Source organism: Pantoea vagans, assembly GCF_001506165.1.
Taxonomy (GTDB): domain Bacteria; phylum Pseudomonadota; class Gammaproteobacteria; order Enterobacterales; family Enterobacteriaceae; genus Pantoea; species Pantoea vagans_C.
Map to the genome: position 1 here is coordinate 1,068,003 of NZ_CP011427.1, position 24,495 is coordinate 1,092,497.

The following is a 24,495-nucleotide window of genomic DNA, read 5'->3' on the forward strand; positions in this document are numbered from 1 at the left end:
CTTAGTGAAATGTACGGTGAGCGCTATTCAGTCGCTCAGCTGCGTTCTGTGCTGCCACAGGGTTATGGATAACTGATCCGTCAGGCATGATCCAACCCGCCAGGATGATGCTGTAGGGCAGGGTGACGATGCCTACAGTGATGTGATCACGCGAATGTTTCATTGTGCTCTCTCCACAGCTCATCAAAACGGTTGAGGAATTCCGCACGCGCCTGCTTTGGCGTCAGTGGGAAGATGACAAACTCAGCGGGGGTGATGCCTTCCAGACATGGCCATATAGTTCCGTCATCCAAATCAAAGTCGCGGCGCTCGGTAGCCAGCATGACCATGTCAGCGTGCTTAACGCATTCAGACTTGCGGACCGGAATATTGAAGTTGTGGCGAATGGCCATCTCAACGCGGTGCTCAATCACTTTGTAATCGGGAAGCATTGCTTTTAACGGAGCAGCGATATCGTTTATGTAAGCCTCGGCTGCATCGTGCATGAGCGCTTCGAAGGCGAACTTAGCCGGCACAAGCTTGCTGCAGAGAACTGAGTGCTGAGCATCGCTGTAGAACTGATCGAGGTGACCAGTGAAACGGCAAATGTTTGATAAGGCACAGGCGATATCTTCAATGCAGATAGCCTCACGAACCGGATCAACGAAGCTGAAATGCTTCTGGCTGTTGGTGCAAATCCAAGTCATTTAATGACCTCCACGCTGTTTTTTGGTTGCACGAATCCCTTGCCGTAGATGGCAATAAATCACTGAGGGATTCATAAAATTGGCTGGCAGGTTCTGCAAAACCTGCAGCCGGTTAACTCCACGCTATGAAAGGTATTGCGGTGCCGGGTGCCTCCCGGTGCTCTGGCTGAACTGACAAGCACCAGAGCGGTGACTTAGACTTGTAGCACCAACTGACCGCATGAAAGTTGGTATCAGTTCACCGCGAGCGCATAGCCGCATTCACCACAACGTTGAGAGCACTTAGTGCCTCTTATGGCGCGCCAGAGTACGCCCACCAAATGCTCTCAACGTTGTGAAAAAGAGGCGGTCACCCCGGTCGAACACTATCTTCACTCTCCTGATAAGGGTGAAAGCCCCGGAGAGACCGCCAAAGTAAAACAACATCTCTCATTCCACTACACACAGCCTTTAAAACGGACCCTTGGAGGGCATTTGTACTTCTTCCAGCTCAACACTCAGAACACCAGTATCTGCATCACAGATCAGTTCAGCATTTGGGAAAAGCTTAAGAAACGTAATCAAATCCCCGATGCTTGTAGCCGCCATCTGCTTGACCATCATTGGCAATTTACTCACCTGACAACCTCCGCAAAACCACGCTTAAGCGAATCATCCCGATATTCATATGCCTCGGGCGGCTACTTCGTGGGCGTCCTGCCTGTTCGCTGTTGATGGATTAAAAGTACCTTTAGTTACCTTTGCTGTCAATACTGTTTGTACCTTTAGTTACATTCAGGAGCAAAAAAAAGCCGCGAAGAGCGGCTTGATGTAACTATAGGTTCTGAGTAACTTGAACAACCTTGCCAATTATTCGGCAATTTCCGTCTATCGATATCGGCTTAAACATGGGGTTCAAAGGCATCAGGTATGCGTTCGGGCTATCCCACACCAGCTTCTTAACCGTGGCTTCTGATGAGCCATCCAGAATGGCTACAACAATTTTCCCGTAAAGGTCGTCTATCTGCCCAAAGTTTGGTTCAACGATTACTACAGATCCCTCAGGTATTGAGGGCAGGCCGTTAGGGTTTGTCATCGACTCCCCTCTAACGATCAAGCCGAAAACTTCATCAGAAACATCACTGGTAGTATGGGTCCAACTCAACACGTCGCTCAACCTTGAACTTGCATAGCTATCCGTCCAAAGACCCGCCTGGACAGCAGAAATTATGGGCACACCAATTGGTTTTTTGATGTATGGGGCAATTTTAATGTCATCTTCCTGAGTGGCATCTTTCGAGTAAAGCAGCCATTCAGGACTGGTTTGTAAAATCTTAGCCAACCTGTGGAGGTTTTCTCCGTCAGGTTTTGTAGTCCCGTTTTCCCATTTAGTGACTGATACGCGACTTATACCAAGCGCCTTTGCCAAAGCATCTTGGGTCAGATTCAGCTGCAGCCTTCTAGATCTTATGCGGTCTTTCATCTCTGTTTTCATGTAACCAATGTTACCCAAAAGCAATGTAACTTTTGTTTGCTTTTGTGTGTACCTTTAGTTACCTTATTATCCATTATGTGAAGGAGGGGAAAAATGCTTAAACAAATCGTTGTAGCGCACTTTGGCGGCATATCTAAAACCGCAATTGCCTTAAAAATTTCTCACCCAGCTGTTTGCCGATGGGGAGATGTAATTCCGGAAAAACAAGCCTTCGTTATTGAGCGAATTACGAAAGGCAAACTTAAGTATGACCCAAGCCTATATGCAAAGAATAACGCACCGGCGGCTTTAAAATAACCACAGTAGAAGGGGTATGACAGTGGGTAAACCAGAATCACAAATCGATAAGCAACCAGCTTGGATGGTGGCGGCTATTAAGAAAACCATAACGGAGATGCCTGGCGGGTACGCTGGCGCAGCTGACTGGCTTGGTGTTTCGGAAAACATGCTTTTCAACCGTCTGCGTGTGGATGGCGATCAGATGTTCCCAATCGGCTGGGCAATGCTTCTGCAGCAGGCCAGCGGCACAAAGTACATTGCTGACGCCGTATCTCGCAACAGCAACAGCGTGAACGTCCCGCTGGTGGACCTTGAAGAGGTTGATAACGCCGATATCAATGATCGCCTGATGGAAACCATCGAATGGATTGGCAAGCACACAGCTTACCTTCGTGAAGCGACCGCAGATGGAGAGATTGATCACTCAGAGCGTGAGCGTATCGAAGAGAACAGCTATCAGGTAATGGCTAAGTGGCAACAGCACCTGACCTTACTCTATCGCACTTTCTGCCAGCCAGAAAAGGCGAACGCCCCGGGTTGCAGCCCAGAGCGTTCTGTCGCGATCAATATCCAGCGTGGAGAACGTGGAGATAAATCAGCATGAGCAATTTAACCAGACAACAGGCTTTTCCGCAAATGCGTTGCCTCCCGCTGCATGGCATTACCGATGTGTATCGGTATGTGCAGATGGTAAACGGGGTGTGGGTTCCAATCAACCACATCAAACCTTCAGCAACTGTGGGTGACATCACCAATGAATTGGGAGAGCAGCCATGCGAGTTCTCGACCGGTGGTTCACCGACAAACGAGGTATATCCGTCCGAGTTATCCGCTGGGAGCCTGAATCAAGCCGGGTTATCTACCTTCGGACCGGTTATGAACATGGTGAGTGCTTCTGTCCTCTCATCCAGTTCAAGCGCCATTTTCGGGAAATAGAGGCACCAGATGAGCTTACTTCTGAAAGTGAAACCGCTGGTGGTTAGCCCTTTGCTTGCCTGCCGTATTGGTCTGAATGAGGCTATCGTGCTTCAGCAGATTTGTTACTGGCTGGAAGACACACCATCAGGCGTTGAGAAGGCAGGGCGTAAATGGGTTTACAACACTCACGAGCAGTGGAATGAGCAATTTCCGTTCTGGTCATCGGACACGGTTAAACGCGCTCTTAACAGCTTGAAAAGGCATGAGCTGATTCATGTGGAGCAGTGGAATAAGTCCAAACATGATCGCACTAACTTCTATGCGATTAATTACGAAAACCCACTTTTAACCGATGAGTGCAATTTGCCCTCATCGAGTAGTGCAAATTCCACCTCATCGAACAGTGCAAAAACACCACCATCGATGGGTGGCAATCTGCCCTCATCCATCGGGGCAAAACGCCCTGTTCTTACAGAGAATACAACAGAGAATACTACAGAGATTACAGGTAAAGACTCTCGTCAGGTTTCTGCGAAACCCGACACGTTGAGTGATGTTCGTCCTGATGCAGCAGTAAGTAATCCGTCAAAACGTCAATGGGGATCTGAAGAAGACCTGATCTGCGCCAAATGGATTTGGTCCCGCATTTCCAGCATGTACGAGAAAGCCGCTGAAGCAGATGGCGAAGTCAGTAAGCCTAAAGATCCGAACTGGGCTGATTGGGCCAACGAAGTGCGCCTGATGTGCAGCCGTGATGGTCGCACCCATCGTCAGATTTGCGAGTTGTTCAGCCGAGTCCAGCGTGACCCGTTCTGGTGCCGCAACGTTCTTAGCCCATCAAAGCTGCGTGAGAAGTGGGATGAACTCTCAATCAAGCTCAGCCCTGCTGGTGGCCAGCGCAACGTTAACGATACGGCAAGTACTGACTATGAAATTCCTGACGGCTGGAAGGGGGCATAACCATGAACACAGAAACTTTGATACTCACCCATCTCATGCTGCATAGCGGCCAGAAGCCCGGTCAGATTGCCGATGCAATTGGACGCACCTTCAGCACCGTTAAGAACTCACTGCAAGCTCTGACTGCAACAGGTGATGTCTGGTATGACGCCGAGGCCCGCTACTATGCCGCTGAACAGATTGGTGATTGTGATGAGGTTTACGCCACCCTGAGCGACCAGGCTATCGGCCTGCAGGACCGGAATCTTTGGTACCGCGCAGCGCGTGTATGGCTTGAGGCCCATGACGCCACCCAGCGCCCCGGACTCCGTCAGAAAGCGATTATCTGCCGTGCGCAGTGCATCAAGCGAGGCAACAGCCTGGCACCCAAACCGGAGCCTGAGTTTCCGGAAAAACGGAGCCGAAGCCGATGAGGGCAATAAAAGCGCACTTCATGCGCAACGCAGAGTTTTACCTCGGGGCACGAGTTTCGATTTCGATGACCATCGGTTTGATTATTTATCTGGCGTGGGAGTTTCACAAAGCATGAGCAATTTACTTCAGGTATACAAAAACAAAGACGACAGCAACACCAACATCACGGTGCGTAAAACTTACCTGCTGGGCGTTGATGAGCTGTACATCGAACCCGGTAACAACGTCCGGGAGATCGATCAGACCCACGTCGAAGAATTCCGCGATGCATACATTGCCGGTGAGCATGTCCCGCCGCTGACCGTTCAGGTGACAGGACAGGGCGTGAAGGTTATCGACGGTCACCACCGTTGGAACGGCGCGAAGCTGGCACAGGAAGCGGGCTACGCTATCCGTCTTGAGTGCAAAGACTTTGTTGGCAACGAAGCTGACCGCATTGCCTACATGGTAACCAGCAGTCAGGGCCGCGCACTGGAGCCACTGGAACGCGCAGCAGCTTACCAGCGCCTGATCAATCAGGGATTGGAGCCAGCTGAAATCGCGAAGAAGGTGAAGCGCTCAGTTGCTGACGTTGATCACCACCTCGCACTTCTGACTACAGGCGATGAGCTGATTGGCATGGTGAAGCGTAATGAAGTCGCCGCGACCACCGCCGTTGCACTATCCCGCGAACATGGAGCCAAAGCAGGAACGATTGCCGCAGAGGGACTGGCAAAGGCCAAGGCCAGCGGTAAGAAGAAACTGACCCGCGCCGCAGCAATCCCACAATTTAGCGCCACACGTGCCCGCCGTCTGGTTGAGTTGCTGGCTGGCGCTGAGAGTTTTCCCCACGGTGATGCTTCAGCGCTTGAATTGTCTCAACAGGTCGAATTCGAAGTGCTCGCCATTCTTGAAGAGTACCGCTCAAGCCAGACCAAGGAGGACGCGTAATGCCATACCAACTCATCTACGCCGATCCTCCATGGGAATACGGCAACAAAATCAGCAACGGTGCAGCAAAGAACCACTACAGCACGATGACCATGGCTGACCTTAAGCGCCTGCCCGTGTGGGCGCTGGGTGAGGAAAACTCGGTGTTGGCTATGTGGTACACCGGCACTCACAACCTGGAAGCTCGCGAACTGGCTGAAGCATGGGGCTACCGCGTGCGCACCATGAAGGGCTTTACATGGGTGAAGCTGAATCAACTGGCAGAGCAGCGCGTAAACCGCGCTCTCACCGAGCAGACAATCCACGACTTCACTGACTTGCTGGACCTGCTTAACTCAGAGACCCGCATGAACGGCGGCAACCACACCCGCAGCAACACAGAGGATGTGCTGATAGCGACACGCGGTACCGGACTGGAACGCGCCAGCGCATCGGTAAAGCAGGTTGTTTATTCCTGCCTTGGAGAGCACAGCGCTAAGCCGTGGGAAGTGAGAAACCGTCTGGAGCAACTTTATGGTGACGTGTCCCGCATTGAGCTGTTTGCGCGAACCGCCGCCGATGGCTGGGATTGCTGGGGCAACCAGTGTGACAGCAGCGTGCAACTGATCGCCGGGAGGGTGGCATGATTCATTATCACGGTGGGCCGATTACACCTGATACATGCGCCATTCGCGCATGGAAAGCCCGTCACGCGTTTATCTCTTTTGCCCATGCGAGCCAGATAAATCTCGCCGCTGAGAACTGCCAGTCGTTCGCTTTGGACAATGGCGCGTTCACAGCGTGGAAGGCAGCAGGGCGCAATAAAATCGACTGGGCCGACTATTACGACTTCGTAGCTTGCTGGAAAAATCACCCTGGCTTTGATTTCGCAATCATTCCTGACGTAATCGACGGCGGTGAAGCTGAGAACGAGGCGCTCCTTGACGAATGGCCACACGGTGATTTTTACGGAGTTCCGGTCTGGCACATGAACGAGAGCGATGATCGCTTCATCCGCCTCTGCAATGAATACCCACGCGTGGCCATCGGAAGTTGTGGCGAATATGACGTGAAAACACCAACACGTGCTGTGACCCGCATGAAAGACCTGATCCGCCACGTAACCGACAGCAATGGTCAGCCCATCGCTAAGTTGCATGGTTTACGCATGCTCAATCCTGAAATTTTCACAAAGCTACCGCTGGCCAGCGCCGACAGCACCAACGTAGCCAGGAACATCGGCATCGATAAGGCGTGGAAAGGTGCTTATGCCCCAGCCTCAAAAGAGACCCGCGCAGCCCTGATGGTAGAGCGTATCGAATCACACAACAGCCCCGGCTCACTCGACTACTGCGAGCAGCGTGACCGGTTCAGCATTCAGCTGCCATTGGCGGTTTAGGAGAGCCGATGAAATTAACTCTGCCATTCCCTCCATCCGTAAACACTTACTGGAGAAATACCAGTAAAGGAGTATTAATCAGCGCCTCCGGGCGCTCTTTCCGATCCAACGCTATTGCAGCGGTGTATCAGCAACTGAAACGCAGGCCAAAGCCGATTACAGTTGGCGTAGAGGTATCAGTCATCCTGTACCCTCCATCACGGCAGTCACGCGACCTTGATAATTACCTGAAAGCGCTATTCGACAGCATGACGCACGCCGGAATCTGGCTGGATGACAAGCAGGTGAAAAGATTCACTGTAGAGTGGGGCGAAGTCGTAAAAGGCGGCAGGTCGGAAGTGACGATCAGTGAATATCAGGCGGTGGCCGCATGAGGGCGATATTCACACCTGATGTTGCCATGAAGACCGGGATTGTGTTGCTAAAGCCCGGTCGCGAACTCATACCAATGTTTCGTGAACGCGTCATGGTCTGCACAATTCCCCGTGACATGTCACACCTTCCAGCAGGCTTAATCAACGACAGCAGCCAGCCGCTACTGGATGAGCCAACCCTGAAAGACTTCTTCGCCGATAAGAAGGTGATCGCCGCTGCTGGTGGAATGGATGCACATGATGCGTGGGTGCAAAGAATTGGCACCTGCCAGTTTGAGAAAAAGGATATTTATCACCATGCGCATTACACTACCCTGCGGACCGATTACGGGAGTCTCTGCCTGTGTTATTCCTGCGACAATTACTGTCGTTCTAACGGTCTACCTGGTATCCTGGAATCAGTAGCGGCAGGCAATCTGGCAAGGTGGATTATCGAGTCGGCATGCATCCAGATGGGGTTAGGTTCGGACCATCAGATGACGCTGCCAGAGTTGTGCTGGTGGGCCTGTCTGAATGGCGTAATCGACTTGATACCGGAGTCGCATGCCCGCCGCGTGCTGCGCATGCCACAGCTGATTGCCGATACCGGGCCAATGCCTGAAGCGATGATTAACCCGGCACCCTCGGCGCAGGAGGTGATTCAGGAAGTGGCTGAGGTGGTTAAGCAGGTGCTGACCATAGGCATCAACCCGGAATCGCCACAGTCATATATGGCGAGGCCAAAGCGGTTACGCTGGACCAATGAGAAGTACACGCGGTGGGTTAAAGCGCAGCCATGCGCATGCTGCAACAAGCCAGCAGACGACCCGCACCACATCATTGGGCACGGACAGGGAGGAATGGGAACGAAGGCGCATGATTTATTTGTGATACCGCTTTGCAGGGCGCATCACGATGAGCTGCACCGTGATCCAAAGGCATTCGAAGAAAAATATGGCAGTCAGTTAGAACTGCTTTTCAGGTTTCTCGATCACTCGATTGCAGTCGGCGTGGTTGGGTAAAATTAAAGCGTGGAGGAAAATATATGCGTGACATGTCACAGGTATTAGAACGCTGGGCGGGTTGGGCTCGCTCAGACCGTAGCGGCGTAGATTACTCACCAATCGCAGCAGGATTTAAAGGCTTGCTGCCACAGGATTCAAAGCTAACCCTGTCGTGCACTGATGACGATGGACTGGTTATTGAGTCATGCCTGGCTAAGCTACGCACCCGCCGCCCCGATGAGCACGAACTTATTGTGCTGCATTACTTCTACAATATCTCCAAACGCAAGCTGGCTCAGCGCGCTAAATGCGATGAGAAGATGATCCGTATTCAGGTCCAGATGGCTGAAGGCTTCCTTGAAGGCTGTCTTGCGTGGCTTGATGTTCGTCTCGAAATGGACCCTGAATTAGAGCCGAAAAAAATAACTCAAAAAACATTATCGCGGTCCGCAAAATCATTGGTAATGTGATAAGACTCGGTACTGTGATGTACTGCTTATCTTCAAGAATTCAGTTGCAAAAGCTGTGAATAATTAAAGCGCCCGGAGCCTCACCAGCTTACGGGCGTTTTTTATTTGCGCCATTAGCTCAACGGATAGAGCATCGGAGTTCTAATCCGCTGGTTCGGGGTTCGAATACCCGGTGGTGCACCAAATCTCAAAAATGCGCAGTTTTGCGATTACGTGAGATCAGCTTAACCCTGTGCTCGACGGGGCAAGAAACTATCGCGTAATGCGTCAGGGTTTATTATTTTTATCTTATGTTCTAGATTGTTATCAATGCGGTGAATCCCTCTATGCGACGGGGTCAAATCTGAGCTATTCCAAGAGTTGTGAGCCGACATACCTGTTTCAGATGGCAGGTATACCGGGAGGCACCCGGCACCGCAGACATTTTCAAAGTCGGAGCGAATCCCCCTAAGCGGCGGGGCATCAGCCAAGAACCAGCGCAAGTTTGCGGACGAAGGTGGCTGTACTTCGTTCACCGGGAGGCACCCGGCGTTCCGGCAACCTGCTAATATGACAATGTTGCTATGAATCCCCCTATGCGGAGGGGCGTCAGCTTTACTCCCAAGATCGGTCTCAAGCGGTAAGTATTGGCTGGTACTTATCACCGGGAGGCACCCGGCATAGCAATTCCAAATTCACGTATATAAGGGCTCGCTTCGGCGAGCCTTTTTCGTTTTTGCGCCCGCCAATCACTGCAAACCACGCTTACTTTAAGCTGTGGCGGAGCGCAATTTCATTTAAGAGACCATAGACAGCACCTGCCAACTACTGGAGGTGAGGATGAAGCGCATGCCAGACAAAGATCCAGGCTTATGGGCAAGCCTGCTTGCATGGCTGTACGCCCACAAAAACGAATCAGGTTATGCAGCTCTAGCTGGAGTGATGGCCATACTACGCGCCACTTACATCGGCAAAGACACATGGCCAAGACGTTTGCTTGATGCGGCAATGTGCAGCCTCTTCGCATTCTTTCTCCAGCCAACGCTGCAGGTGCTTGGTTCTGTCTTCAACTGGAATTTCAGCGAGGGCACAACGCAGGTTGCGGCTGTGTTCCTTGGATTTCTCGGCGTTGACTGGCTTTCATCAAAGCTGCGCCGGTTCATTGATAAGCGCATAGGGGATGGCAATGCTGACACCCAGTAATTTTCAGAAGGCTACTGGCGTAACTGATGCCCAGCGTGATACGTGGTTTCCGCGCATCTCAGCCAGCATGGCAGCATTTGGCATCACCACGGCATTACGTAAGGCTCACTTTCTGGCTCAGGTTGGTCATGAATCGGCAGGATTTACTAAAACCGAGGAAGGACTCAATTACAGCGAGAACGCGCTCACCGCGATGTTTGGCAGGCGCATTACTGCGGCGCAGGCTAATGCCTATGGACGCAACACCGCGCACCCGGCAAACCAGAAGATGATTGCTAACTTCATTTACGCCAACCGCAATGGTAATGGTGATGTGGCTTCGGGTGATGGATACCGTTATCGCGGTCGCGGTCTTATCCAGATCACGGGCAGAGCAAACTACGCGGCGCTGGCCGGGCAGTTAAGCGCTGATGTGGTGGCGAACCCTGATTTGCTGAAAGAACCGATGCAGGCCGCAATGTCAGCGGCGGCATGGTGGAAGAATCACGGATTAAACGAACTGGCTGACACTGATGATGTTACCCGCATCACCAGAGTTATTAACGGTGGAACTAACGGCCTGGACGACAGGATCACCCGCTTACTCAAAGCTAAGGGGATTCTATGCTCAACGTAATCGGCTTTATCCGAAACTATTCACACGTCATTTTCATTGGCCTTATCTGCGTCTGCCTTTGGGGGCTTAACGCCCGTAACTCACAGCTGACCGCGACAAACGACCGGCTGGAAAAGTTATCAAACAGTAAAGACGACCAGATAAACGACCTTCGCTCTAAAAACGATGACCTGGCTTCCAGCGTTAACGACCTCGTTACAGCGGTAAAGAAGCAAAACGAAGTGATGGGGCAGGTAGCAGACCAGCGAGCGGTAACAGCAGAGCAGAACCGGAAACTCCAGAATGAAATCAAGCAATACCTTGCGGCTGATAAAAACGCTGCCGCTCCTGTTCCTGCTGATGCTGTTAAGCGGTTGCGAGACGCAGCGAAGTCAGCAAGTGGAGTACAGGACGATAAAGCAGCCCCGGTTAAATCTTCCAGCGGAACTGACCAGCCCGATAAAGGCACCGGAGCCCGCTAGCGCGATGAGTTATGGCGATTCGGTTGAGTTGAACGTGGTGCTATATGGGTTGGTTGAGCAGTGCAATATTGATAGGGCTGCAGTTCGGAAAATCGAAGGGAACAGATAGAATAAGTATGCTGTAAAAACTTAAAAAGTGCTTCAATAACATCCACGTTGGCTGTAATTTGGTTGTTTTCATTTTAGAGGTATTCAACCATGAAACTAGTGGGTATTGATAAGTTGCTGAGCAGTACGGAGAATGGATTGGCCCAACGGTATCTAGTTTTAGACTATGTACCTAATAATTATTGGGCAGATATGTTTTTAAAGTTACACAAAAATTCAATCTCTCCAGAGAAGCGAGAGGTTTCCCTAAGAGGTAAATATGTCATCGTTGAATGCCTTGTTGAAGAAATTCAGGGGCAGGTCAACTTCCTGAATAAATTATGTGAGGAAGCTGAAATACAGCTCATTAAAGCGCATGATCAGGAACAAAAAGCTAAACAAGCTAAAGGTAGGTTAGAGGAAGAAAATAGAATCCTAGCTTTAGAGGCTTTCGAAAAGCTGAAATTCTGATGACTGAACCGCCTAAAGGCGGTTTTTTAATTTTGAAGTTTAATGCGCTATCAAAATAAACAACTTACTGATGGTTGATGACTTTATTTTTGTAAAACAGTTTTATTCGATCTTCACCGAGGAACTTTCAAATGGCTGAACCGCGCATATATAACAGTCGGTGGGATAAGGCCAGGCTTTCATTTCTCAGGTCGCACCCTATCTGCGTAATGTGTCACCGACAGGGCCGCGCGGTTGCCGCCACTGTGGTCGACCACATCAAACCTCACCGTTTGAAAGAGGCGCTCAACGGTGGCAAGCAGGAGGAGGTTGTTAAGGCTCAGAAGCTGTTCTGGGACAAAGGCAACTGGCAGCCATTGTGCAAGCAGCATCATGATTCAACGAAGCAGCGTGAAGAGAAGCGTGGGCATGTCATCGGGTGCGATGAGAATGGCATGCCTCTTGACCCGTCATCCCACTGGCACAAATGATAATCAATATCGTTTGAATGAAGGTGGCACAAAAATGGTGCAAAAATTTAACATCAGACGGAGGAGGGGCGGGGTAAATGTTCAGGGTACATCGCCTTCCTGACCGCCCGCCCCCCTTTTTATGCACAACCGCGAAATGAAAAGTTTTTTTCTGGGAGGTTTTTATGGCCGGAAGACGACCAAAACCTACCCATCTGAAAGTTGTTACAGGGAATCCCGGCAAGCGCGCGCTCAATAAAAAAGAGCCGAAGCCCGCCCGGGAAATTCCAAGCCCTCCATCACATCTGACCGACTGGGGTAAAACAGCCTGGGGAAAGCTCACCGTTCTGCTGGACGGGATGGGCGTGCTCACGGTTGCGGATACACTTGCGCTCGAACGGCTCTGCGATCTTTATGCAGAAATTCTGCAATTGCGCCAGATAGTCGATATCGAAGGGCGCACCTATACGACTAAAACCCAGATGGGTGATTTTTTGATTAAAGCAAACCCGGCTGTCGCCATGCTGGCGGATGTGGATCGCCGGTTCAAAAGTTATCTGGTGGAGTTCGGCCTTACACCGGCTGCCCGGTCAAAGGTAAATGCTGATGGTGGAGAAAAAGAAGAAGACCCGCTCAACCAGTTCTTCGGTTGATCCAGCTACACAATATGCCATGGACGTTACCAGCGGCTCAGTCATAGCGGGCCCGGATATTCGCGCTGCATGCGCACGGCACCTTCGGGATTTAGAAGAAGGGCCTGAGCGCGGACTGTTTTGGGATGTTGAAGCCGTCACTCGCGTCGTTAATTTCTTCGCTCAGGTTCTGAAGCTTAACGGCGGTGAGCATGAGGGAAAACCGTTTATCCTGCTGCCATGGCAGTGTTTCATTGTGGGTTCTCTCTTTGGCTGGAAAGCGGAGGACGGCACGCGCCGCTTTCGCATGAGCTACATAGAATCAGGTAAGGGTTCAGGCAAGTCGCCTCTTGCTGGCGGTGTTGGCCTTTACCTTCTGATGGCAGACAAGGAGCCACGCGCCGAAGTATATGCGGCGGCCACAAAAAAAGACCAGGCGATGATCCTGTTTCGCGATGCGGTAACGATGGTCGATCAGTCGCCCGCGCTGGCGCAGCGCATCACCAAATCCGGCACCGGGCTGAATGTTTGGAATCTCGCGTTCTTGCAGACAGGCTCTTTCTTCAAACCGATCAGCTCCGATGATGGTCAGTCAGGCCCGCGCCCTCACGGCGCGTTGATCGACGAGGTCCATGAGCACAAAACAAACGCCGTTGTTGAGATGATGCGCGCCGGGACCAAGGGCCGTCGTCAGGCTCTGATGTTCCTCATCACCAACAGTGGCCACGATAAGACCAGCGTCTGTTATGAGTATCACGAGTACGGTCGCAAGGTTGCAGCCGGTGACCTCGTTGATGACAGCTTTTTCAGCTTCATCTGTTCGCTGGATGAGGGCGACGACCCGTTCAAAGATGAATCCTGCTGGGGGAAAGCTAACCCCTCACTGGGGCAAACATTCACGGATAAATATCTGCGTGAGCAGGTGACGCAGGCGCGCGGAATGCCTTCGAAAGAGAGCATCGTGCGCCGCCTTAACTTCTGTCAGTGGGTGGAAGCGTCCGATCCTTGGATTGACAGCGACACCTGGATGAACTGCGAACAGGACTTTGATCCCGCAGATTTGGCGGGAGAAGAGTGTTACGGGGGGCTGGACCTGTCAGGTTCTCGTGACCTGACGGCACTGGCGCTTTACTTCCCGAAATCCAAAAAGCTTTTAGTCGAATTCTGGACCCCTAAAGACTCACTGCTTGAGCGCGCCAAAACGGACCATGTTCCCTATGACGCCTGGTTGCGTAACGGCTTCATCCATGCACCACCGGGGAAGGCGGTTAACTACGGCTTTGTAGCGGTACGAATTGGAGAGTTGGCGGCCAGATATGACATTAAGTGCATCGCGTTTGACCAGTATCGCATTAAGTATCTGGAGCCCGAACTCGAAAGCGAGTCTGTGAGCGTTGACCTTGTTCCGCACGGTCAGGGCTTTTATAAGGCCCAGGAATCCGGACTCTGGATGCCGCGCTCTATCGAGTTGTTTGAGGAACACCTCAATAACCGGGTTCTAGTTATACGGCCTAATCCCTGCCTGCGCTGGAACGCTGCCTCTGCAGTGCTTGAGGCAGATCAGAAGGACAACCGTATCTTTGCCAAAAAGAAAAGCACTGGTCGAATTGATGGCGTGGTGGCGTCTGCAATGGCAATCGGTGCGGCTGAGGATGCAGTGCTGGTAGACAGTGGCGACCCCGATGACTTTTTTGACGACCCGATTATGGTAGGTATCTGATGAAGCAAAAGAAACAGCCGGGCCGCATTAAAAGCGCGATTGTTAACTGGCTTGGCGAGTCCATTGGGCTTAACGATGCTGCTTTCTGGCAGGAATGGTACGGCACCAGTAGTAGCGGAAAAGTAGTGACAGCTGAGAAAGCGCTGGCGCTGGCTTCAGTCTGGGCATGTGTTCGACTACTCAGTGAGTCGGTTTCAACCCTACCCATGAAGGTTTATGAACGCGCTGCCGATGGTTCCCGCAAGCTTGCTCTGAATCATCCGGCCTATCAGCTGCTTTGCCGCCGCCCAAACAGTGAAATGACACCGTCACGATTTATGCTGATGGTGGTTGCCAGTATCTGTCTGCGGGGCAACGCCTACGTTGAGAAAAAGATGATAGGCACCAAGCTGGTTTCGCTTGTTCCACTTCTTCCACAGAGTATGAAGGTAGAACGCCTCGACAGCGGTGAGCTGCAATATACCTACACCGAAAAAGGCATACCCCGCATCATTCCTGTAAAGAACATGATGCATATTCGTGGTTTCGGGCTAGATGGCGTCTGCGGGATGATGCCGATGCGCACCGGGCGTGATGTGTTCGGGGCGGCAATGGCGGTAGAAGAATCCGCTGCCAAGATTTTTGAAAACGGTATTCAGACTTCCGGCTTCTTCCTCTCGAAGAACCTGCTGACAAAAGAGCAACGCCAAAAGAACCGTGAAAACCTTAACCGGTTCGTTGGTTCAAAAAATGCCGGAAAGGTGATGGTGCTGGAGGGCGATATGTCCTATCAGGGTATTACGCTGAACCCTGAAGACGCTCAGATGCTTGAATCACGCTCGTTCAGCATTGAAGAAATCTGCCGCTGGTTCCGTGTTCCGCCATTTATGGTGGGCCACGTTGATAAACAAAGCAGTTGGGCTTCAAGTGTAGAGGGCATGAACCTGCTGTTCCTGACCAACACGCTGCGCCCGATGCTGGTTAACATTGAGCAGGAAATTTCACGCTGCCTGCTTAACGGCGATGAAGATTTGTTTGCTGAGTTCTCCGTTGAGGGGCTGTTACGCGCCGACAGCGCCGGACGTTCCGCCTATTACACTACAGCACTTCAGAACGGCTGGATGTCACGTAATGACGTTCGTCGCCTTGAGAATCTGCCACCAATTGAAGGCGGTGATATCTACACCGTGCAACTGAACCTTACCCCGCTTGAGGATTTGCGCAAAAACAGCATTGAAGCAAGGGCTACGTTGTTGCGCGAAGTTCACAATGCCGTTTTCCCGGACATTCCTTTAGAACAGTCACCGCTTAAACAAGCGGCTTAGGAGCAACCCCCATGACATTGAAAAGTCTTCCGGCAGCGCCGGAGGGGCGGCCTTTTGCGCGCGAAAATCGCGATCTGCCGTCCTCCGCAATGGAACGCTGGAACGGCGGTATTAAAGCCGCGAAGCAGGCAGACAACAGCATTTCCGTGTTCGACGTCATTGGCGCTGACTGGTACGGCGATGGAGTTACCGCCAGCCGCATTGCTGCTGCCCTCCGGTCAATCGGCGGCGCTGATGTGACCGTGAATATCAATTCGCCCGGCGGAGATATGTTTGAAGGCCTGGCAATTTATAACCTGCTGCGCGAGTACGAGGGAAAAGTCACCGTCAAGGTGCTGGGCCTCGCTGCTTCTGCTGCTTCGATCATCGCGATGGCCGGTGATGAGGTCCAGATTGGTCGCGGTGCCTTCCTGATGATCCATAACTGCTGGGTGTATGCGATGGGCAACCGTCACGACCTGCAGCAGATTGCGGCTGACATGGTGCCTTTTGATAAAGCCATGAACGATATTTACGGCGCTCGCACGGGGCTGGATACCGCCACTATCGACGCAATGATGGACGCAGAAACTTACATCGGCGGCAGTGATGCTGTTGATAAGGGATTTGCGGATCGTCTTCTTTCTGCAGATGAAATTGCGGATGACGACGACAGCCCCGCAGCTGCATTACGCAAACTGGACGCGATGCTGGCTAAAACCGATGCACCCCGTTCCGAACGTCGAAAACTTCTCAAAGCACTAACCGGCAGCAAGCCAGGCGCTGCTGCCACCCCTGAAGGTATGCCGGGCGCTACCGACGAAATCAACCCTGAAAGTATTGAACAACTTCAAAACGCGCTGGCCGCGTTCGGCAAATAAGGAATCATCATGTCAGATGTAAATGAGTTACTTAAGAAAGTATCTGCAAAGCTTGAAGAGGTTTCAGGCACCTTCAGCGCGAAGGCTGAAGATGCGCTTAAGGAAGCAAAGAACTCTGGTCAGTTGTCAGCCCAGACAAAAGAGGCGGTCGATAAAATCGCCACTGAATTTAACGCTCTTAACGAGGCGAATAAAACGCTGAAAGCATCACTCGGTGAGCTGGAACAGCACGTCGCACAGATGCCGATGAACCACGCGGCCAAAGTTGTTGAAACCGTGGGTCGTCAGGTCGTCTCATCTGAAGCGCTTAAAGCCTTCACCGCTGGCGTTGAAGGTAATAAACGCATCAGTATTCCAGTTAATGCAGCGCTGGTTTCAGTCGATGTTCCTGGTCAAATCGTTGCGCCTGATCGCCTTCCTGGTATCGACACCCAGCCAAAGCAGCGCCTGTTTATTCGTGATTTGATTGCGCCGGGCCGTACGGCTTCCAACACCATTTACTGGGTGCAGCAGACCGGTTTCACCAACAAAGCCGCTGCCGTTGCTGAAAATACGACCAAGCCGTACAGCGACATTGCGTTTGCTGAGAAGATCACGCCAGTTCGCACGATCGCTCACCTGTTTAAGGCGGCCAAGCAGATTCTGGATGATATGCCGCAACTGCAGTCAACGATTGATGCAGAGCTGCGCTACGGTCTGAAGTACGTTGAGGAGCAGGAAATTCTGTTTGGTGACGGTACCGGTGCCCATCTCGAAGGTATCGTTCCGCAGGCTTCAGATTTTGCCGCTGCATTTACAGTCGAAAGTCAGAATGGTATTGACGATCTGCGCCTGGCCATGCTTCAGGCTCAACTGGCGAGATTCCCGGCTTCGGGTCACGTCCTGCATTTCATCGACTGGGCCAAGATTGAATTGACCAAAGACACGCTGGGTCGCTATATCCTGGCGAATCCTGCGGCGCTGACAGGGCCAACCCTCTGGGGTCTTCCTGTCGTGGCTACCGAAGCGGCTGCATTCCAGGGCAAATTCCTGACAGGCGCATTTAATGCCGGTGCACAAATCTTTGATCGTGAAGATGCCAACGTCGTTATCTCCACCGAAAACGCCGACGACTTTGAGAAAAACATGATCTCAATCCGTTGTGAAGAGCGTCTCGCTTTGGCGGTTAAACGTCCTGAAGCATTCATCTACGGTACCTTCACCGTTCCTGCAGCCAGCTAACTAATCAGGCGGCCTGAGTGCCGCCTTTATCAGGGGTACGTTCATGAAACTGATTCTGTTAAAGCCGAATTACTTTAATGGTGTGGTCGTAACTGAAGGTCAAACTATTGAAACGACTGAGCAACACGGTCGTGAACTCATCAAGCTTAAATATGCCCGTTCAGTCGATGATGACGGCGATGCAGAAGCAAAGGCTAAAGCCGATGCTGAAGCGCAAGCCAAAGCAGAAGCCGAAGCACAGGCTAATGCCGAGGCTGAAGCCAAAGCGAAGGCTGAAGAAGATGCTCAGGCTAAAGCCGATGCTGAAGCGCAAGCCAAAGCAGAAGCCGAAGCACAGGCTAATGCCGAGGCTGAAGCCAAAGCGAAGGCTGAAGAAGATGCTCAGGCTAAAGCCGATGCTGAAGCGCAAGCCAAAGCAGAAGCCGAAGCACAGGCTAATGCCGAGGCTGAAGCCAAAGCGAAGGCTGAAGAAGATGCTCAGGCTAAAGCCGCTGCTGAAGCGCAAGCCAAAGCAGATGCCGAAGCAAAGGAAAAAGCTAAAAAATAAGGCGTGGTCATGCTGCTGACGCTCGAAGAAATCAAATTGCAGTGCCGCCTGGAAAGCGATTTCACTGCAGAGGATCAGCTTCTTGAGCTTTTTGCTCTGGCTGCTGAAGCGAAGGCGGTGACCTACCTCAACCGCAACCTCTATAAAACAATTGCCGACATTGCCCCACTTGATACTGACGGCATTGTGATCACCGAAGATATTCGACTTGCTCTGCTAATGCTGGTAAGTCACTGGTACGAACACCGCAGTTCTGTGTCGGAACTGGAAATGACAGAGACGCCTCAGGCGTTTGAGTTTCTCCTCTATTCACGCCGCCTGCCCGTGTCGGGGTACTGATATGCAGTTACGGTCATCTAATACCAGCGCGGTATTCACGCTGCCCGATCCCGGTGAACTGAATAAGCGCATTCACTTACGGCAGCGCATAGACCAGGCGGCAGCCGATTATGGCGTACAGCCGGTTTATCAGAATGAAAATGACGTGTGGGCAAAGGTCCGGCAGGTCGGGGCCACAACCTATCACGAATCCATTCAGGCTGATGACATCATTACCCATTACATCACGATCCGCTTTCGTCAGGGCATCACTTCCGACTTTGAAGTGGTTTATGGCGGCAATATTTACCGGGTTAAGCGCCTTCGCGATCTTAACTCGGCTGGCCGTTATCTGCTGATGGAATGCGAGGAGCTGGGCGCGGTAGAGCGCGATGGAGAGATGTATGGCTAAGCCGCTGCTGCACGTCGATTTCGACCAACCGAAAGAGCTCGTTTTTAACCGCGCCAAGATGCGCAAGGCCTTTGTGAAAATAGGCCAGGTGCATATGCGCGATGCCCGCCGGATGGTGATGCGTCGCGGTCGTTCTTCTCCGGGGGAAAGTCCGGGATATCGCACTGGCAGACTGGCGCGCTCAATTGGTTATTACGTACCCCGGGCATCTAAAAACCGTCCTGGACTGATGGTGCGCATTGCCCCAAACCAGAAGCGGGGCGAAGGCAACCGCCTTATTGAAGGGGATTTCTATCCTGCTTTCCTGTTCTATGGCGTCCGGCGTGGCGCAAAACGCGGTAAAAGCCATCATAAAGGCAAGTCTGGTGGCAACGGCTGGCGTATTGCGCCACGTAAAAACTATATGGCGGAAGTGCTTGAATCCCGCAAGAGCTGGACGCGTTATGTCCTCAGCAGGGCGTTGCGCACCTCCCTCCGGCCAGAAAGGAAAAAGAAATGAAGCTCTCTCTTGTGATAGCTGCCCTTCGCGCAAGGTGTCCACGCTTTGCGGGCAACGTAGCAGGTGCGGCGGAATTTAAAGCCATTCCTGAAACCGGGAAAATGAAACTTCCGGCGGCTTACGTGGTGCCGACTGAGGACATTACCGCCGAGCAAAAGTCACTGACCGACTACTGGCAGAACGTCACTGAAGGGTTTGCAGTTGTCGTTGTACTGGACAACACCCGTGACGAGCGCGGTCAGGCATCAGGCTATGACGCGGTACATGATGTGCGGGGTGAAATCTGGAAGGCGCTGCTGGGCTGGGAGCCGGATGAAGACGCGGGTCCAGTAGCATACTCGGGTGGCCAGCTTCTGGATATGGACAGAGGCCGCCTCTATTACCAGTTTGAGTTCATGCTCACACGTGAAATTACTGGTGAGATGACGCGCCAGCAGGACGATCTCAACGCCCTGGATGAATTCAGTGAAATTGATGTCGATGTGGATTTCATAGGCAAAGACCAGAAACCAGACGGCATCATCGAACATAAACTTCGGGTCAACCTCAGCGAGTAACCAATGAAACTAAAACCTGTAGGCGGGCGGTCAGTTCCTGATCCAGCCCGTGGCGACCTGTTGCCCAAAGAAGGGCGAAACGTCGAAATGAGTACTTACTGGCTCCGCCGTATGAAGGTTGGAGATGTTACGGAAGTCAAAGCAGAAACCAAGGCTTCTGCAAAAGACGCAACTAAACAAGGTGGCGAGTGATGACTGTCAGTTTTAATCAGGTGCCTTCTGATATCCGCGTGCCGCTGTTCTGGGCAGAAATGGATGCCAGCCAGGCGAATACCGAGAGTTCAAGCAGCCCGGCGCTGCTAATCGGCACTGTGGCGACCACGTCAACGGTTGTGAAAAATGCGCTCACTATCATGCCATCAGCCGATCTTGCCGGGAAAATCTGCGGATTCGGCAGCCAGTTACACCGTATGGTCAAACGCTATCGCGCCATCGACCCCTTTGGTGAACTCTGGATTCTGGCAGTAGGTGAATCAACAGGTGCGCAGGCGGCAGGCTCGGTAGTCATTGCAGGCACCGCGCAGGCATCTGGAACTCTCAGCCTTTATATCGGGGTTGAACGTGTTCAGGCCTCCGTGGTTATTGGCGATGAGGCTGCTGACGTTGCCACTACGCTTGCGGCTGCTATCAACGCGAATACCAGCCTTCCTGTCACCGCGACCGCCACTGACGGCACCGTTGCAGTCAAGGCTCGCCATAAGGGACTGCCCGGGAACGACATCCCGTTGATGCTGAACTATTACGGCACGGTGGGCGGTGAAACTACCCCTGACGGCATTACCGTGATCATTACCGCGCTTTCTGGCGGCACCGGTTCACCTGACCTTACCGACACCATTGCTGCGATGGGTGATGAGCCGTTTGATTTTATCGGGCTACCGTTCAGTGATTCAGCTTCCCTCGCGACTATGGCGCTGGAAATGAATGACGGTTCAGGTAGATGGAGCTACGCACGCCAGCTTTATGGCCACGTATACACGGCTAAAACAGGCACACTGTCAGATCTGGTTGCCTTCGGCGACACCATGAATAACCAGCATATCACCGTTGCGGGTTATGAAGTGTCCACGCAAACCTGCTGCGATGAGCTGGTGGCGATGCGTACCGCCCGCAATGCGGTATTTATCCGTAACGATCCGGCGCGACCAACGCAAACCGGAGAACTGACCGGGGCATTACCTGCGCCGAAAGGCACCCGTTTCATTCTTTCAGAGCAACAGTCTCTGCTGACGCATGGCATTGCAACAGCCTATGCAGAGAGCGGCGTGCTACGTATTCAGCGTGATATTACGACCTATCAGCAGAACAGTTACGGCGTGGCTGATGACAGCTATCTGGACAGTGAAACGCTGCATACCAGTGCTTACGTACTGCGCGAACTGAAGAGCGTGATCACCTCCAAGTACCCTCGCCATAAACTGGCCAATGACGGCACCCGATTTGGTGATGGTCAGGCTGTGGTGACGCCATCGGTCATCAAAGGTGAGATGTGCTCGGTCTACAAACAGATGGAGCGATCAGCCATCGTTGAGAACTTTGACCTGTTCAAAACCTATCTGGTGGTGGAGCGCAACACGGATAATCCAAACCGCGTAGACGTGCTGTTCCCGCCTGACTACGTTAATCAGCTGCGCGTGTTTGCTCTGGTTAATCAGTTCCGTCTGCAATACAGCGAGGAGAGCGAATAATGTCCCGTATTGCTGGTACCACGTATTTCAAACTCGACGGGCTTCAGCTGTCGCTGACGGGCGGCATTGAAGTGCCAATGAACACTAAGGTTAATGATGATGTGATCGGCCTTGATGGTTCTGTTGACCGCAAAGAAACGCACCGCGCGCCCTATATCAAAGGCACTTTCAAAGTGCCGAAGGGATTCCCGCTCAGCAAAATCACAGAGTCCGACAGCATGACCGGTACTGCTGAGCTGGCGAACGGTCAGGTGTATGTCCTGACCGAAGCCTGGCTGTTTGGTGAGGCCAACCACAATGCTGAAGAGGGCACGGTTGACCTTGAATTCCACGGTTCAGAAGGATTCTACCAGTGAAAGAATTGGTACTGACTAAACCCATTGTGGCGGCAAATGAAACGCTTCATGTGCTGGAAATCCGCGAGCCTACTTACGACGAAGTTGAGCAGTTCGGTATTCCCTTCAGCTACAACGAGTCCGGGGAAATGAAACTGGACTCCCGCGTCTCGCTGAAATATATCCCTGTGCTCGCCTCTATCCCGCGATCTTCTGCGGCTAAGTTAGCGCTCAAAGATGTCTTTATGGCATCAATGACAATCGTTGGTTTTTTTACGGGGTCGGAAGCGGCAGAGAGTTCAGAAAGCGACTCTACAACACTGCCCACTTCTGGCGAATAAATCCGCTTGAACTAAAAAATGTCAGCCTCAGCAAGTTTCTGGAAATGGAAGCTGAGGCTGTACGCATCTCTGAGGAAATAAACCGTGGCGGATAGTTTTCAGCTGAAGGCGATCATCACGGCAGTGGATCAGTTGTCTGGTCCACTGAAGGGGATGAGCAAAAACCTAAAAGGCTTCCAGAAGGAAGCCAAAAATATCATGGTCAATGCGGCTGCTATGGGCGTCGCGCTGACTTCAGCGTTTGCAGTGCCAATCAGCCAGGCGATGGATTTCGAATCGCAGATGGCGGACGTTCGCAAAGTCGTGAACTTCGACACCCCGCAGCAGTTTAAAGAGATGAGTGAGGACGTACTCAAACTCTCGACTCAGTTGCCGATGGCTGCAAACGGTATTGCGCAGATCGTTGCGGCTGGTGGTCAGTCCGGTATTGCGCGTAAAGATCTGATGCAGTTCGCCAGCGATGCGGTGAAAATGGGCGTGGCATTTGATCAGACCGCTGAAGAGTCTGGCCAGATGATGGCACAGTGGCGAACCGCGTTCAAAATGACTCAGGATGGCGTGGTGGTTCTCGCCGATAAAATTAACTACCTGGGTAACACTGGCCCGGCAAATGCACAAAAGATTTCCGACATCGTCACCCGTATAGGTCCTCTGGGTGGCGTAGCAGGCGTGGCGTCTGGTGAGATTGCCGCGATGGGCGCTACCATCGCGGGTATGGGCGTGGAGTCTGAGATAGCCGCAACGGGCATTAAAAACTTCATGCTTTCCCTGACCTCCGGCAAATCAGCCACGGCATCACAAAAGAAAGCGCTGAAGTTTATAAAGATTGATCCGGGCCAACTGGCAGCAGACATGCAGAAGGATTCACGCGCCGCGATGCTGAAGGTGCTGGACTCTCTGGCTAAGGTGCCAAAAGATAAACAGGCAGCGGTCATGAATGCGCTGTTTGGCAAAGAGTCGCTTGGTGCGATTGCCCCTCTGCTGACAAATCTGGACTTATTGAGCACCAACTTCAATCGCGTTGCGGATGCGCAGCAGTATGCAGGGTCGATGCAGAAAGAATATGAGTCGCGAGCGGCCACTACTGCTAACTCTGTTCAGTTGCTTAAGAATCAGTTCAACGCTGCCAGTATTACCATCGGTGATATGTTCCTTCCCGATATCGTCAGGCTGACGCAGAAGGTTCAGCCGATGGTCGAACAGTTCAGACAGTTCACCAAGGCTAACCCCGAGATGGTTCGCGGCACCTTTAAGTTTGGTCTGACCTTGCTTGGCACAGCCTCTGCTGTTGGCATTGCCGTCAAAGCGGTGAAGATGTTTGAAACCGTGCTGAAGATGTCCACCATGGGCAAACTGGTTTCTCTGCTGGTGCTGGGAGGTAGCCTTATTGTCAGCAACTGGGATCAGGTTGGTCCGGTTGTTAAAGCAGTATGGCAAGACGTGAATGATGTCGTTGAAGCGATGGGTGGCTGGAAGAGCACTATTGAGGGCGTCAGTGCCGTAATGGCTGGCGTATTCACCATCCGTACCGTCGGCACGCTGAAAACCGCGCTCACAACAGCGACTTCACTTTCTGGCGTACTGGCGCAGATAGCTTCACTCGGTGCTCTGACGGTGTCCATCGGCGTTGCGATTTACATCTTCAAAAAACTGAATGATATCGCTGATGCAGTTACCGAAAAGGACGGCACAACATCGTTCTGGCAATCCCTGAAGAACCGCTGGAATGCGGGAGGCTGGTATAACAATCAGCAGGGCGGTCCGGGCTATCAGTCAGCGGTCCCGCTTTCTCGCCCACAGCAGGGTGAGCTGAAGGTGACATTCGATAATGCGCCGCCTGGCATGCGCGTTGCGCCAGCGGGTAACTCCCTGCCCTGGCTTAACTATGATGTCGGATATAACCGCTTCTCAAACCAGTAACCCGCTCCG

The 24,495-nt window shown here is 52.2% G+C and carries 36 protein-coding genes and 1 tRNA gene; 33 read left to right on the plus strand and 4 right to left on the minus strand.

Translation table 11 applies throughout. The features are described from left to right. Window position 1 precedes the first annotated feature (1 nt). From LK04_RS04940 to LK04_RS04950, 4 genes are all read right to left on the minus strand, one after another. On the minus strand, window positions 2–184 hold the full coding sequence (locus tag LK04_RS04940; protein WP_418903643.1) for a DUF1317 family protein: 183 nt from the start codon (window positions 182–184) through the stop codon (window positions 2–4). After that, window positions 147–686 carry a hypothetical protein gene (locus LK04_RS04945; protein WP_039332509.1) on the minus strand — a complete coding sequence of 180 codons (540 nt, stop codon included), beginning with the start codon at window positions 684–686 and terminating at the stop codon, window positions 147–149. Before LK04_RS04945 ends, LK04_RS04940 begins: the two co-directional genes overlap by 38 nt. Before the next feature lie 450 nt (window positions 687–1,136). Continuing rightward, complete coding sequence (locus LK04_RS20620) at window positions 1,137–1,304, minus strand: hypothetical protein (RefSeq protein ID WP_156138065.1); 168 nt, start codon at window positions 1,302–1,304, stop codon at window positions 1,137–1,139. Between the two features lie 196 nt (window positions 1,305–1,500). Next, window positions 1,501–2,160: a LexA family protein gene (locus LK04_RS04950; protein ID WP_197063332.1), complete on the minus strand. Its 660-nt coding sequence runs from the start codon at window positions 2,158–2,160 to the stop codon at window positions 1,501–1,503. Window positions 2,161–2,253: 93 nt separating this feature from the next. Here LK04_RS04950 and LK04_RS04955 point away from each other — a divergent pair, with 93 nt between their 5' ends. From LK04_RS04955 to LK04_RS05105, 33 genes are all read left to right on the plus strand, one after another. Then, the gene (locus LK04_RS04955; RefSeq protein ID WP_039332503.1) at window positions 2,254–2,457 is read left to right on the plus strand and encodes a Cro/CI family transcriptional regulator; all 204 of its coding nucleotides are present in this window, start codon (window positions 2,254–2,256) and stop codon (window positions 2,455–2,457) included. A 16-nt stretch (window positions 2,458–2,473) separates the two neighbouring features. Next, window positions 2,474–3,043, plus strand: a complete 570-nt coding sequence (locus LK04_RS04960) for a YmfL family putative regulatory protein (protein WP_052206082.1) — start codon at window positions 2,474–2,476, stop codon at window positions 3,041–3,043. Window positions 3,044–3,212: 169 nt separating this feature from the next. After that, window positions 3,213–3,422 (plus strand): DUF4222 domain-containing protein, encoded by a 210-nt coding sequence (locus tag LK04_RS20005; protein ID WP_071885730.1) that lies wholly within the window; start codon window positions 3,213–3,215, stop codon window positions 3,420–3,422. Beyond that, on the plus strand, window positions 3,385–4,317 hold the full coding sequence (locus LK04_RS04970; RefSeq protein WP_039332494.1) for a hypothetical protein: 933 nt from the start codon (window positions 3,385–3,387) through the stop codon (window positions 4,315–4,317). Before LK04_RS20005 ends, LK04_RS04970 begins: the two co-directional genes overlap by 38 nt. A gap of 2 nt (window positions 4,318–4,319) precedes the next feature. After that, the gene (locus LK04_RS04975; protein ID WP_039332492.1) at window positions 4,320–4,730 is read left to right on the plus strand and encodes a hypothetical protein; all 411 of its coding nucleotides are present in this window, start codon (window positions 4,320–4,322) and stop codon (window positions 4,728–4,730) included. A 112-nt stretch (window positions 4,731–4,842) separates the two neighbouring features. After that, window positions 4,843–5,661, plus strand: a complete 819-nt coding sequence (locus tag LK04_RS04980; protein WP_039332490.1) for a ParB/RepB/Spo0J family partition protein — start codon at window positions 4,843–4,845, stop codon at window positions 5,659–5,661. Then, window positions 5,661–6,287, plus strand: a complete 627-nt coding sequence (locus tag LK04_RS04985) for an MT-A70 family methyltransferase (RefSeq protein ID WP_039332488.1) — start codon at window positions 5,661–5,663, stop codon at window positions 6,285–6,287. The genes LK04_RS04980 and LK04_RS04985 overlap by 1 nt, the downstream gene beginning before the upstream one ends. After that, a complete protein-coding gene (locus LK04_RS04990) occupies window positions 6,284–7,039 on the plus strand; it encodes a hypothetical protein (protein WP_039332485.1) in 756 nt (251 codons plus the stop codon). The genes LK04_RS04985 and LK04_RS04990 overlap by 4 nt, the downstream gene beginning before the upstream one ends. Window positions 7,040–7,047: 8 nt before the next feature. Continuing rightward, a complete protein-coding gene (locus LK04_RS04995; protein ID WP_039332476.1) occupies window positions 7,048–7,413 on the plus strand; it encodes a RusA family crossover junction endodeoxyribonuclease in 366 nt (121 codons plus the stop codon). After that, complete coding sequence (locus LK04_RS05000; RefSeq protein WP_039332475.1) at window positions 7,410–8,414, plus strand: DUF968 domain-containing protein; 1,005 nt, start codon at window positions 7,410–7,412, stop codon at window positions 8,412–8,414. Before LK04_RS04995 ends, LK04_RS05000 begins: the two co-directional genes overlap by 4 nt. A 23-nt stretch (window positions 8,415–8,437) precedes the next feature. After that, window positions 8,438–8,866, plus strand: a complete 429-nt coding sequence (locus LK04_RS05005; RefSeq protein ID WP_039332474.1) for an antiterminator Q family protein — start codon at window positions 8,438–8,440, stop codon at window positions 8,864–8,866. Window positions 8,867–8,973: 107 nt separating this feature from the next. Then, window positions 8,974–9,049: transfer RNA gene (locus LK04_RS05010), tRNA-Arg, on the plus strand. Between the two features lie 645 nt (window positions 9,050–9,694). Further along, entirely contained in the window at window positions 9,695–10,048 is a 354-nt protein-coding gene (locus LK04_RS05015) for a phage holin, lambda family (RefSeq protein WP_039332523.1), read from the plus strand. Then, window positions 10,032–10,664 carry a glycoside hydrolase family 19 protein gene (locus tag LK04_RS05020; RefSeq protein ID WP_039332471.1) on the plus strand — a complete coding sequence of 211 codons (633 nt, stop codon included), beginning with the start codon at window positions 10,032–10,034 and terminating at the stop codon, window positions 10,662–10,664. The genes LK04_RS05015 and LK04_RS05020 overlap by 17 nt, the downstream gene beginning before the upstream one ends. After that, window positions 10,652–11,125, plus strand: coding sequence for a hypothetical protein (locus LK04_RS05025; RefSeq protein WP_039332469.1), 474 nt, complete (start codon window positions 10,652–10,654; stop codon window positions 11,123–11,125). The genes LK04_RS05020 and LK04_RS05025 overlap by 13 nt, the downstream gene beginning before the upstream one ends. Further along, window positions 11,043–11,234, plus strand: a complete 192-nt coding sequence (locus LK04_RS20940) for a rz1 lytic protein (RefSeq protein WP_418903644.1) — start codon at window positions 11,043–11,045, stop codon at window positions 11,232–11,234. Before LK04_RS05025 ends, LK04_RS20940 begins: the two co-directional genes overlap by 83 nt. Before the next feature lie 89 nt (window positions 11,235–11,323). Then, window positions 11,324–11,683, plus strand: a complete 360-nt coding sequence (locus LK04_RS05030; protein ID WP_052206079.1) for a hypothetical protein — start codon at window positions 11,324–11,326, stop codon at window positions 11,681–11,683. 131 nt (window positions 11,684–11,814) lie between these two features. Then, window positions 11,815–12,153 carry an HNH endonuclease gene (locus LK04_RS05035; protein ID WP_039332467.1) on the plus strand — a complete coding sequence of 113 codons (339 nt, stop codon included), beginning with the start codon at window positions 11,815–11,817 and terminating at the stop codon, window positions 12,151–12,153. 164 nt (window positions 12,154–12,317) lie between these two features. Then, window positions 12,318–12,785, plus strand: a complete 468-nt coding sequence (locus tag LK04_RS05040) for a phage terminase small subunit P27 family (RefSeq protein WP_039332465.1) — start codon at window positions 12,318–12,320, stop codon at window positions 12,783–12,785. Next, window positions 12,739–14,484, plus strand: a complete 1,746-nt coding sequence (locus tag LK04_RS05045) for a terminase large subunit (RefSeq protein ID WP_039332462.1) — start codon at window positions 12,739–12,741, stop codon at window positions 14,482–14,484. The genes LK04_RS05040 and LK04_RS05045 overlap by 47 nt, the downstream gene beginning before the upstream one ends. Then, window positions 14,484–15,788 carry a phage portal protein gene (locus tag LK04_RS05050; protein ID WP_039332461.1) on the plus strand — a complete coding sequence of 435 codons (1,305 nt, stop codon included), beginning with the start codon at window positions 14,484–14,486 and terminating at the stop codon, window positions 15,786–15,788. The genes LK04_RS05045 and LK04_RS05050 overlap by 1 nt, the downstream gene beginning before the upstream one ends. A gap of 11 nt (window positions 15,789–15,799) precedes the next feature. Continuing rightward, a complete protein-coding gene (locus LK04_RS05055; RefSeq protein ID WP_039332460.1) occupies window positions 15,800–16,648 on the plus strand; it encodes a head maturation protease, ClpP-related in 849 nt (282 codons plus the stop codon). A gap of 9 nt (window positions 16,649–16,657) precedes the next feature. Beyond that, window positions 16,658–17,869, plus strand: a complete 1,212-nt coding sequence (locus LK04_RS05060) for a phage major capsid protein (protein WP_039332459.1) — start codon at window positions 16,658–16,660, stop codon at window positions 17,867–17,869. A 43-nt stretch (window positions 17,870–17,912) separates the two neighbouring features. Then, window positions 17,913–18,416 (plus strand): hypothetical protein, encoded by a 504-nt coding sequence (locus LK04_RS20295; protein WP_199766494.1) that lies wholly within the window; start codon window positions 17,913–17,915, stop codon window positions 18,414–18,416. A 9-nt stretch (window positions 18,417–18,425) separates the two neighbouring features. Beyond that, the gene (locus LK04_RS05070; RefSeq protein ID WP_039335992.1) at window positions 18,426–18,755 is read left to right on the plus strand and encodes a head-tail connector protein; all 330 of its coding nucleotides are present in this window, start codon (window positions 18,426–18,428) and stop codon (window positions 18,753–18,755) included. 1 nt (window position 18,756) lies between these two features. Beyond that, complete coding sequence (locus LK04_RS05075; RefSeq protein WP_039335990.1) at window positions 18,757–19,146, plus strand: phage head closure protein; 390 nt, start codon at window positions 18,757–18,759, stop codon at window positions 19,144–19,146. Further along, window positions 19,139–19,645, plus strand: a complete 507-nt coding sequence (locus LK04_RS05080; protein WP_039335988.1) for a hypothetical protein — start codon at window positions 19,139–19,141, stop codon at window positions 19,643–19,645. The genes LK04_RS05075 and LK04_RS05080 overlap by 8 nt, the downstream gene beginning before the upstream one ends. Then, window positions 19,642–20,202, plus strand: coding sequence for a phage tail terminator protein (locus LK04_RS05085; RefSeq protein WP_039335987.1), 561 nt, complete (start codon window positions 19,642–19,644; stop codon window positions 20,200–20,202). Before LK04_RS05080 ends, LK04_RS05085 begins: the two co-directional genes overlap by 4 nt. Before the next feature lie 3 nt (window positions 20,203–20,205). Then, complete coding sequence (locus LK04_RS20015) at window positions 20,206–20,394, plus strand: DUF2635 domain-containing protein (RefSeq protein ID WP_039335984.1); 189 nt, start codon at window positions 20,206–20,208, stop codon at window positions 20,392–20,394. Further along, a complete protein-coding gene (locus LK04_RS05090; protein WP_039335982.1) occupies window positions 20,394–21,890 on the plus strand; it encodes a phage tail sheath subtilisin-like domain-containing protein in 1,497 nt (498 codons plus the stop codon). The genes LK04_RS20015 and LK04_RS05090 overlap by 1 nt, the downstream gene beginning before the upstream one ends. Further along, window positions 21,890–22,246: a phage tail tube protein gene (locus LK04_RS05095; protein WP_039335980.1), complete on the plus strand. Its 357-nt coding sequence runs from the start codon at window positions 21,890–21,892 to the stop codon at window positions 22,244–22,246. The genes LK04_RS05090 and LK04_RS05095 overlap by 1 nt, the downstream gene beginning before the upstream one ends. Further along, on the plus strand, window positions 22,243–22,566 hold the full coding sequence (locus LK04_RS05100) for a phage tail assembly protein (RefSeq protein WP_039335978.1): 324 nt from the start codon (window positions 22,243–22,245) through the stop codon (window positions 22,564–22,566). Before LK04_RS05095 ends, LK04_RS05100 begins: the two co-directional genes overlap by 4 nt. A gap of 84 nt (window positions 22,567–22,650) precedes the next feature. Further along, the gene (locus tag LK04_RS05105; RefSeq protein ID WP_039335976.1) at window positions 22,651–24,486 is read left to right on the plus strand and encodes a phage tail tape measure protein; all 1,836 of its coding nucleotides are present in this window, start codon (window positions 22,651–22,653) and stop codon (window positions 24,484–24,486) included. The last annotated feature ends 9 nt before the right edge of the window (window positions 24,487–24,495 follow it).

What these genes read in the sequence shown, in the direction of transcription:
- LK04_RS05060 (WP_039332459.1), top strand. Translation starts at nt 16,658, where the DNA reads ATGTCAGATGTAAATGAGTTACTTAAGAAAGTATCTGCAAAGCTTGAA.
- LK04_RS05090 (WP_039335982.1), top strand. Translation starts at nt 20,394, where the DNA reads ATGACTGTCAGTTTTAATCAGGTGCCTTCTGATATCCGCGTGCCGCTG.
- LK04_RS04995 (WP_039332476.1), top strand. Translation starts at nt 7,048, where the DNA reads ATGAAATTAACTCTGCCATTCCCTCCATCCGTAAACACTTACTGGAGA.
- LK04_RS20005 (WP_071885730.1), top strand. Translation starts at nt 3,213, where the DNA reads ATGCGAGTTCTCGACCGGTGGTTCACCGACAAACGAGGTATATCCGTC.
- LK04_RS04940 (WP_418903643.1), bottom strand. Translation starts at nt 184, where the DNA reads ATGAGCTGTGGAGAGAGCACAATGAAACATTCGCGTGATCACATCACT.
- LK04_RS20015 (WP_039335984.1), top strand. Translation starts at nt 20,206, where the DNA reads ATGAAACTAAAACCTGTAGGCGGGCGGTCAGTTCCTGATCCAGCCCGT.
- LK04_RS04945 (WP_039332509.1), bottom strand. Translation starts at nt 686, where the DNA reads ATGACTTGGATTTGCACCAACAGCCAGAAGCATTTCAGCTTCGTTGAT.
- LK04_RS04985 (WP_039332488.1), top strand. Translation starts at nt 5,661, where the DNA reads ATGCCATACCAACTCATCTACGCCGATCCTCCATGGGAATACGGCAAC.
- LK04_RS05045 (WP_039332462.1), top strand. Translation starts at nt 12,739, where the DNA reads ATGGTGGAGAAAAAGAAGAAGACCCGCTCAACCAGTTCTTCGGTTGAT.
- LK04_RS05095 (WP_039335980.1), top strand. Translation starts at nt 21,890, where the DNA reads ATGTCCCGTATTGCTGGTACCACGTATTTCAAACTCGACGGGCTTCAG.
- LK04_RS05055 (WP_039332460.1), top strand. Translation starts at nt 15,800, where the DNA reads ATGACATTGAAAAGTCTTCCGGCAGCGCCGGAGGGGCGGCCTTTTGCG.
- LK04_RS05015 (WP_039332523.1), top strand. Translation starts at nt 9,695, where the DNA reads ATGCCAGACAAAGATCCAGGCTTATGGGCAAGCCTGCTTGCATGGCTG.
- LK04_RS04950 (WP_197063332.1), bottom strand. Translation starts at nt 2,160, where the DNA reads ATGAAAACAGAGATGAAAGACCGCATAAGATCTAGAAGGCTGCAGCTG.
- LK04_RS20295 (WP_199766494.1), top strand. Translation starts at nt 17,913, where the DNA reads ATGAAACTGATTCTGTTAAAGCCGAATTACTTTAATGGTGTGGTCGTA.
- LK04_RS05075 (WP_039335990.1), top strand. Translation starts at nt 18,757, where the DNA reads ATGCAGTTACGGTCATCTAATACCAGCGCGGTATTCACGCTGCCCGAT.
- LK04_RS05085 (WP_039335987.1), top strand. Translation starts at nt 19,642, where the DNA reads ATGAAGCTCTCTCTTGTGATAGCTGCCCTTCGCGCAAGGTGTCCACGC.
- LK04_RS05050 (WP_039332461.1), top strand. Translation starts at nt 14,484, where the DNA reads ATGAAGCAAAAGAAACAGCCGGGCCGCATTAAAAGCGCGATTGTTAAC.
- LK04_RS05070 (WP_039335992.1), top strand. Translation starts at nt 18,426, where the DNA reads ATGCTGCTGACGCTCGAAGAAATCAAATTGCAGTGCCGCCTGGAAAGC.
- LK04_RS04955 (WP_039332503.1), top strand. Translation starts at nt 2,254, where the DNA reads ATGCTTAAACAAATCGTTGTAGCGCACTTTGGCGGCATATCTAAAACC.
- LK04_RS05030 (WP_052206079.1), top strand. Translation starts at nt 11,324, where the DNA reads ATGAAACTAGTGGGTATTGATAAGTTGCTGAGCAGTACGGAGAATGGA.
- LK04_RS04970 (WP_039332494.1), top strand. Translation starts at nt 3,385, where the DNA reads ATGAGCTTACTTCTGAAAGTGAAACCGCTGGTGGTTAGCCCTTTGCTT.
- LK04_RS05035 (WP_039332467.1), top strand. Translation starts at nt 11,815, where the DNA reads ATGGCTGAACCGCGCATATATAACAGTCGGTGGGATAAGGCCAGGCTT.
- LK04_RS04960 (WP_052206082.1), top strand. Translation starts at nt 2,474, where the DNA reads ATGACAGTGGGTAAACCAGAATCACAAATCGATAAGCAACCAGCTTGG.
- LK04_RS05080 (WP_039335988.1), top strand. Translation starts at nt 19,139, where the DNA reads ATGGCTAAGCCGCTGCTGCACGTCGATTTCGACCAACCGAAAGAGCTC.
- LK04_RS05020 (WP_039332471.1), top strand. Translation starts at nt 10,032, where the DNA reads ATGCTGACACCCAGTAATTTTCAGAAGGCTACTGGCGTAACTGATGCC.
- LK04_RS04980 (WP_039332490.1), top strand. Translation starts at nt 4,843, where the DNA reads ATGAGCAATTTACTTCAGGTATACAAAAACAAAGACGACAGCAACACC.
- LK04_RS04975 (WP_039332492.1), top strand. Translation starts at nt 4,320, where the DNA reads ATGAACACAGAAACTTTGATACTCACCCATCTCATGCTGCATAGCGGC.
- LK04_RS05040 (WP_039332465.1), top strand. Translation starts at nt 12,318, where the DNA reads ATGGCCGGAAGACGACCAAAACCTACCCATCTGAAAGTTGTTACAGGG.
- LK04_RS04990 (WP_039332485.1), top strand. Translation starts at nt 6,284, where the DNA reads ATGATTCATTATCACGGTGGGCCGATTACACCTGATACATGCGCCATT.
- LK04_RS05025 (WP_039332469.1), top strand. Translation starts at nt 10,652, where the DNA reads ATGCTCAACGTAATCGGCTTTATCCGAAACTATTCACACGTCATTTTC.
- LK04_RS05000 (WP_039332475.1), top strand. Translation starts at nt 7,410, where the DNA reads ATGAGGGCGATATTCACACCTGATGTTGCCATGAAGACCGGGATTGTG.
- LK04_RS05005 (WP_039332474.1), top strand. Translation starts at nt 8,438, where the DNA reads ATGCGTGACATGTCACAGGTATTAGAACGCTGGGCGGGTTGGGCTCGC.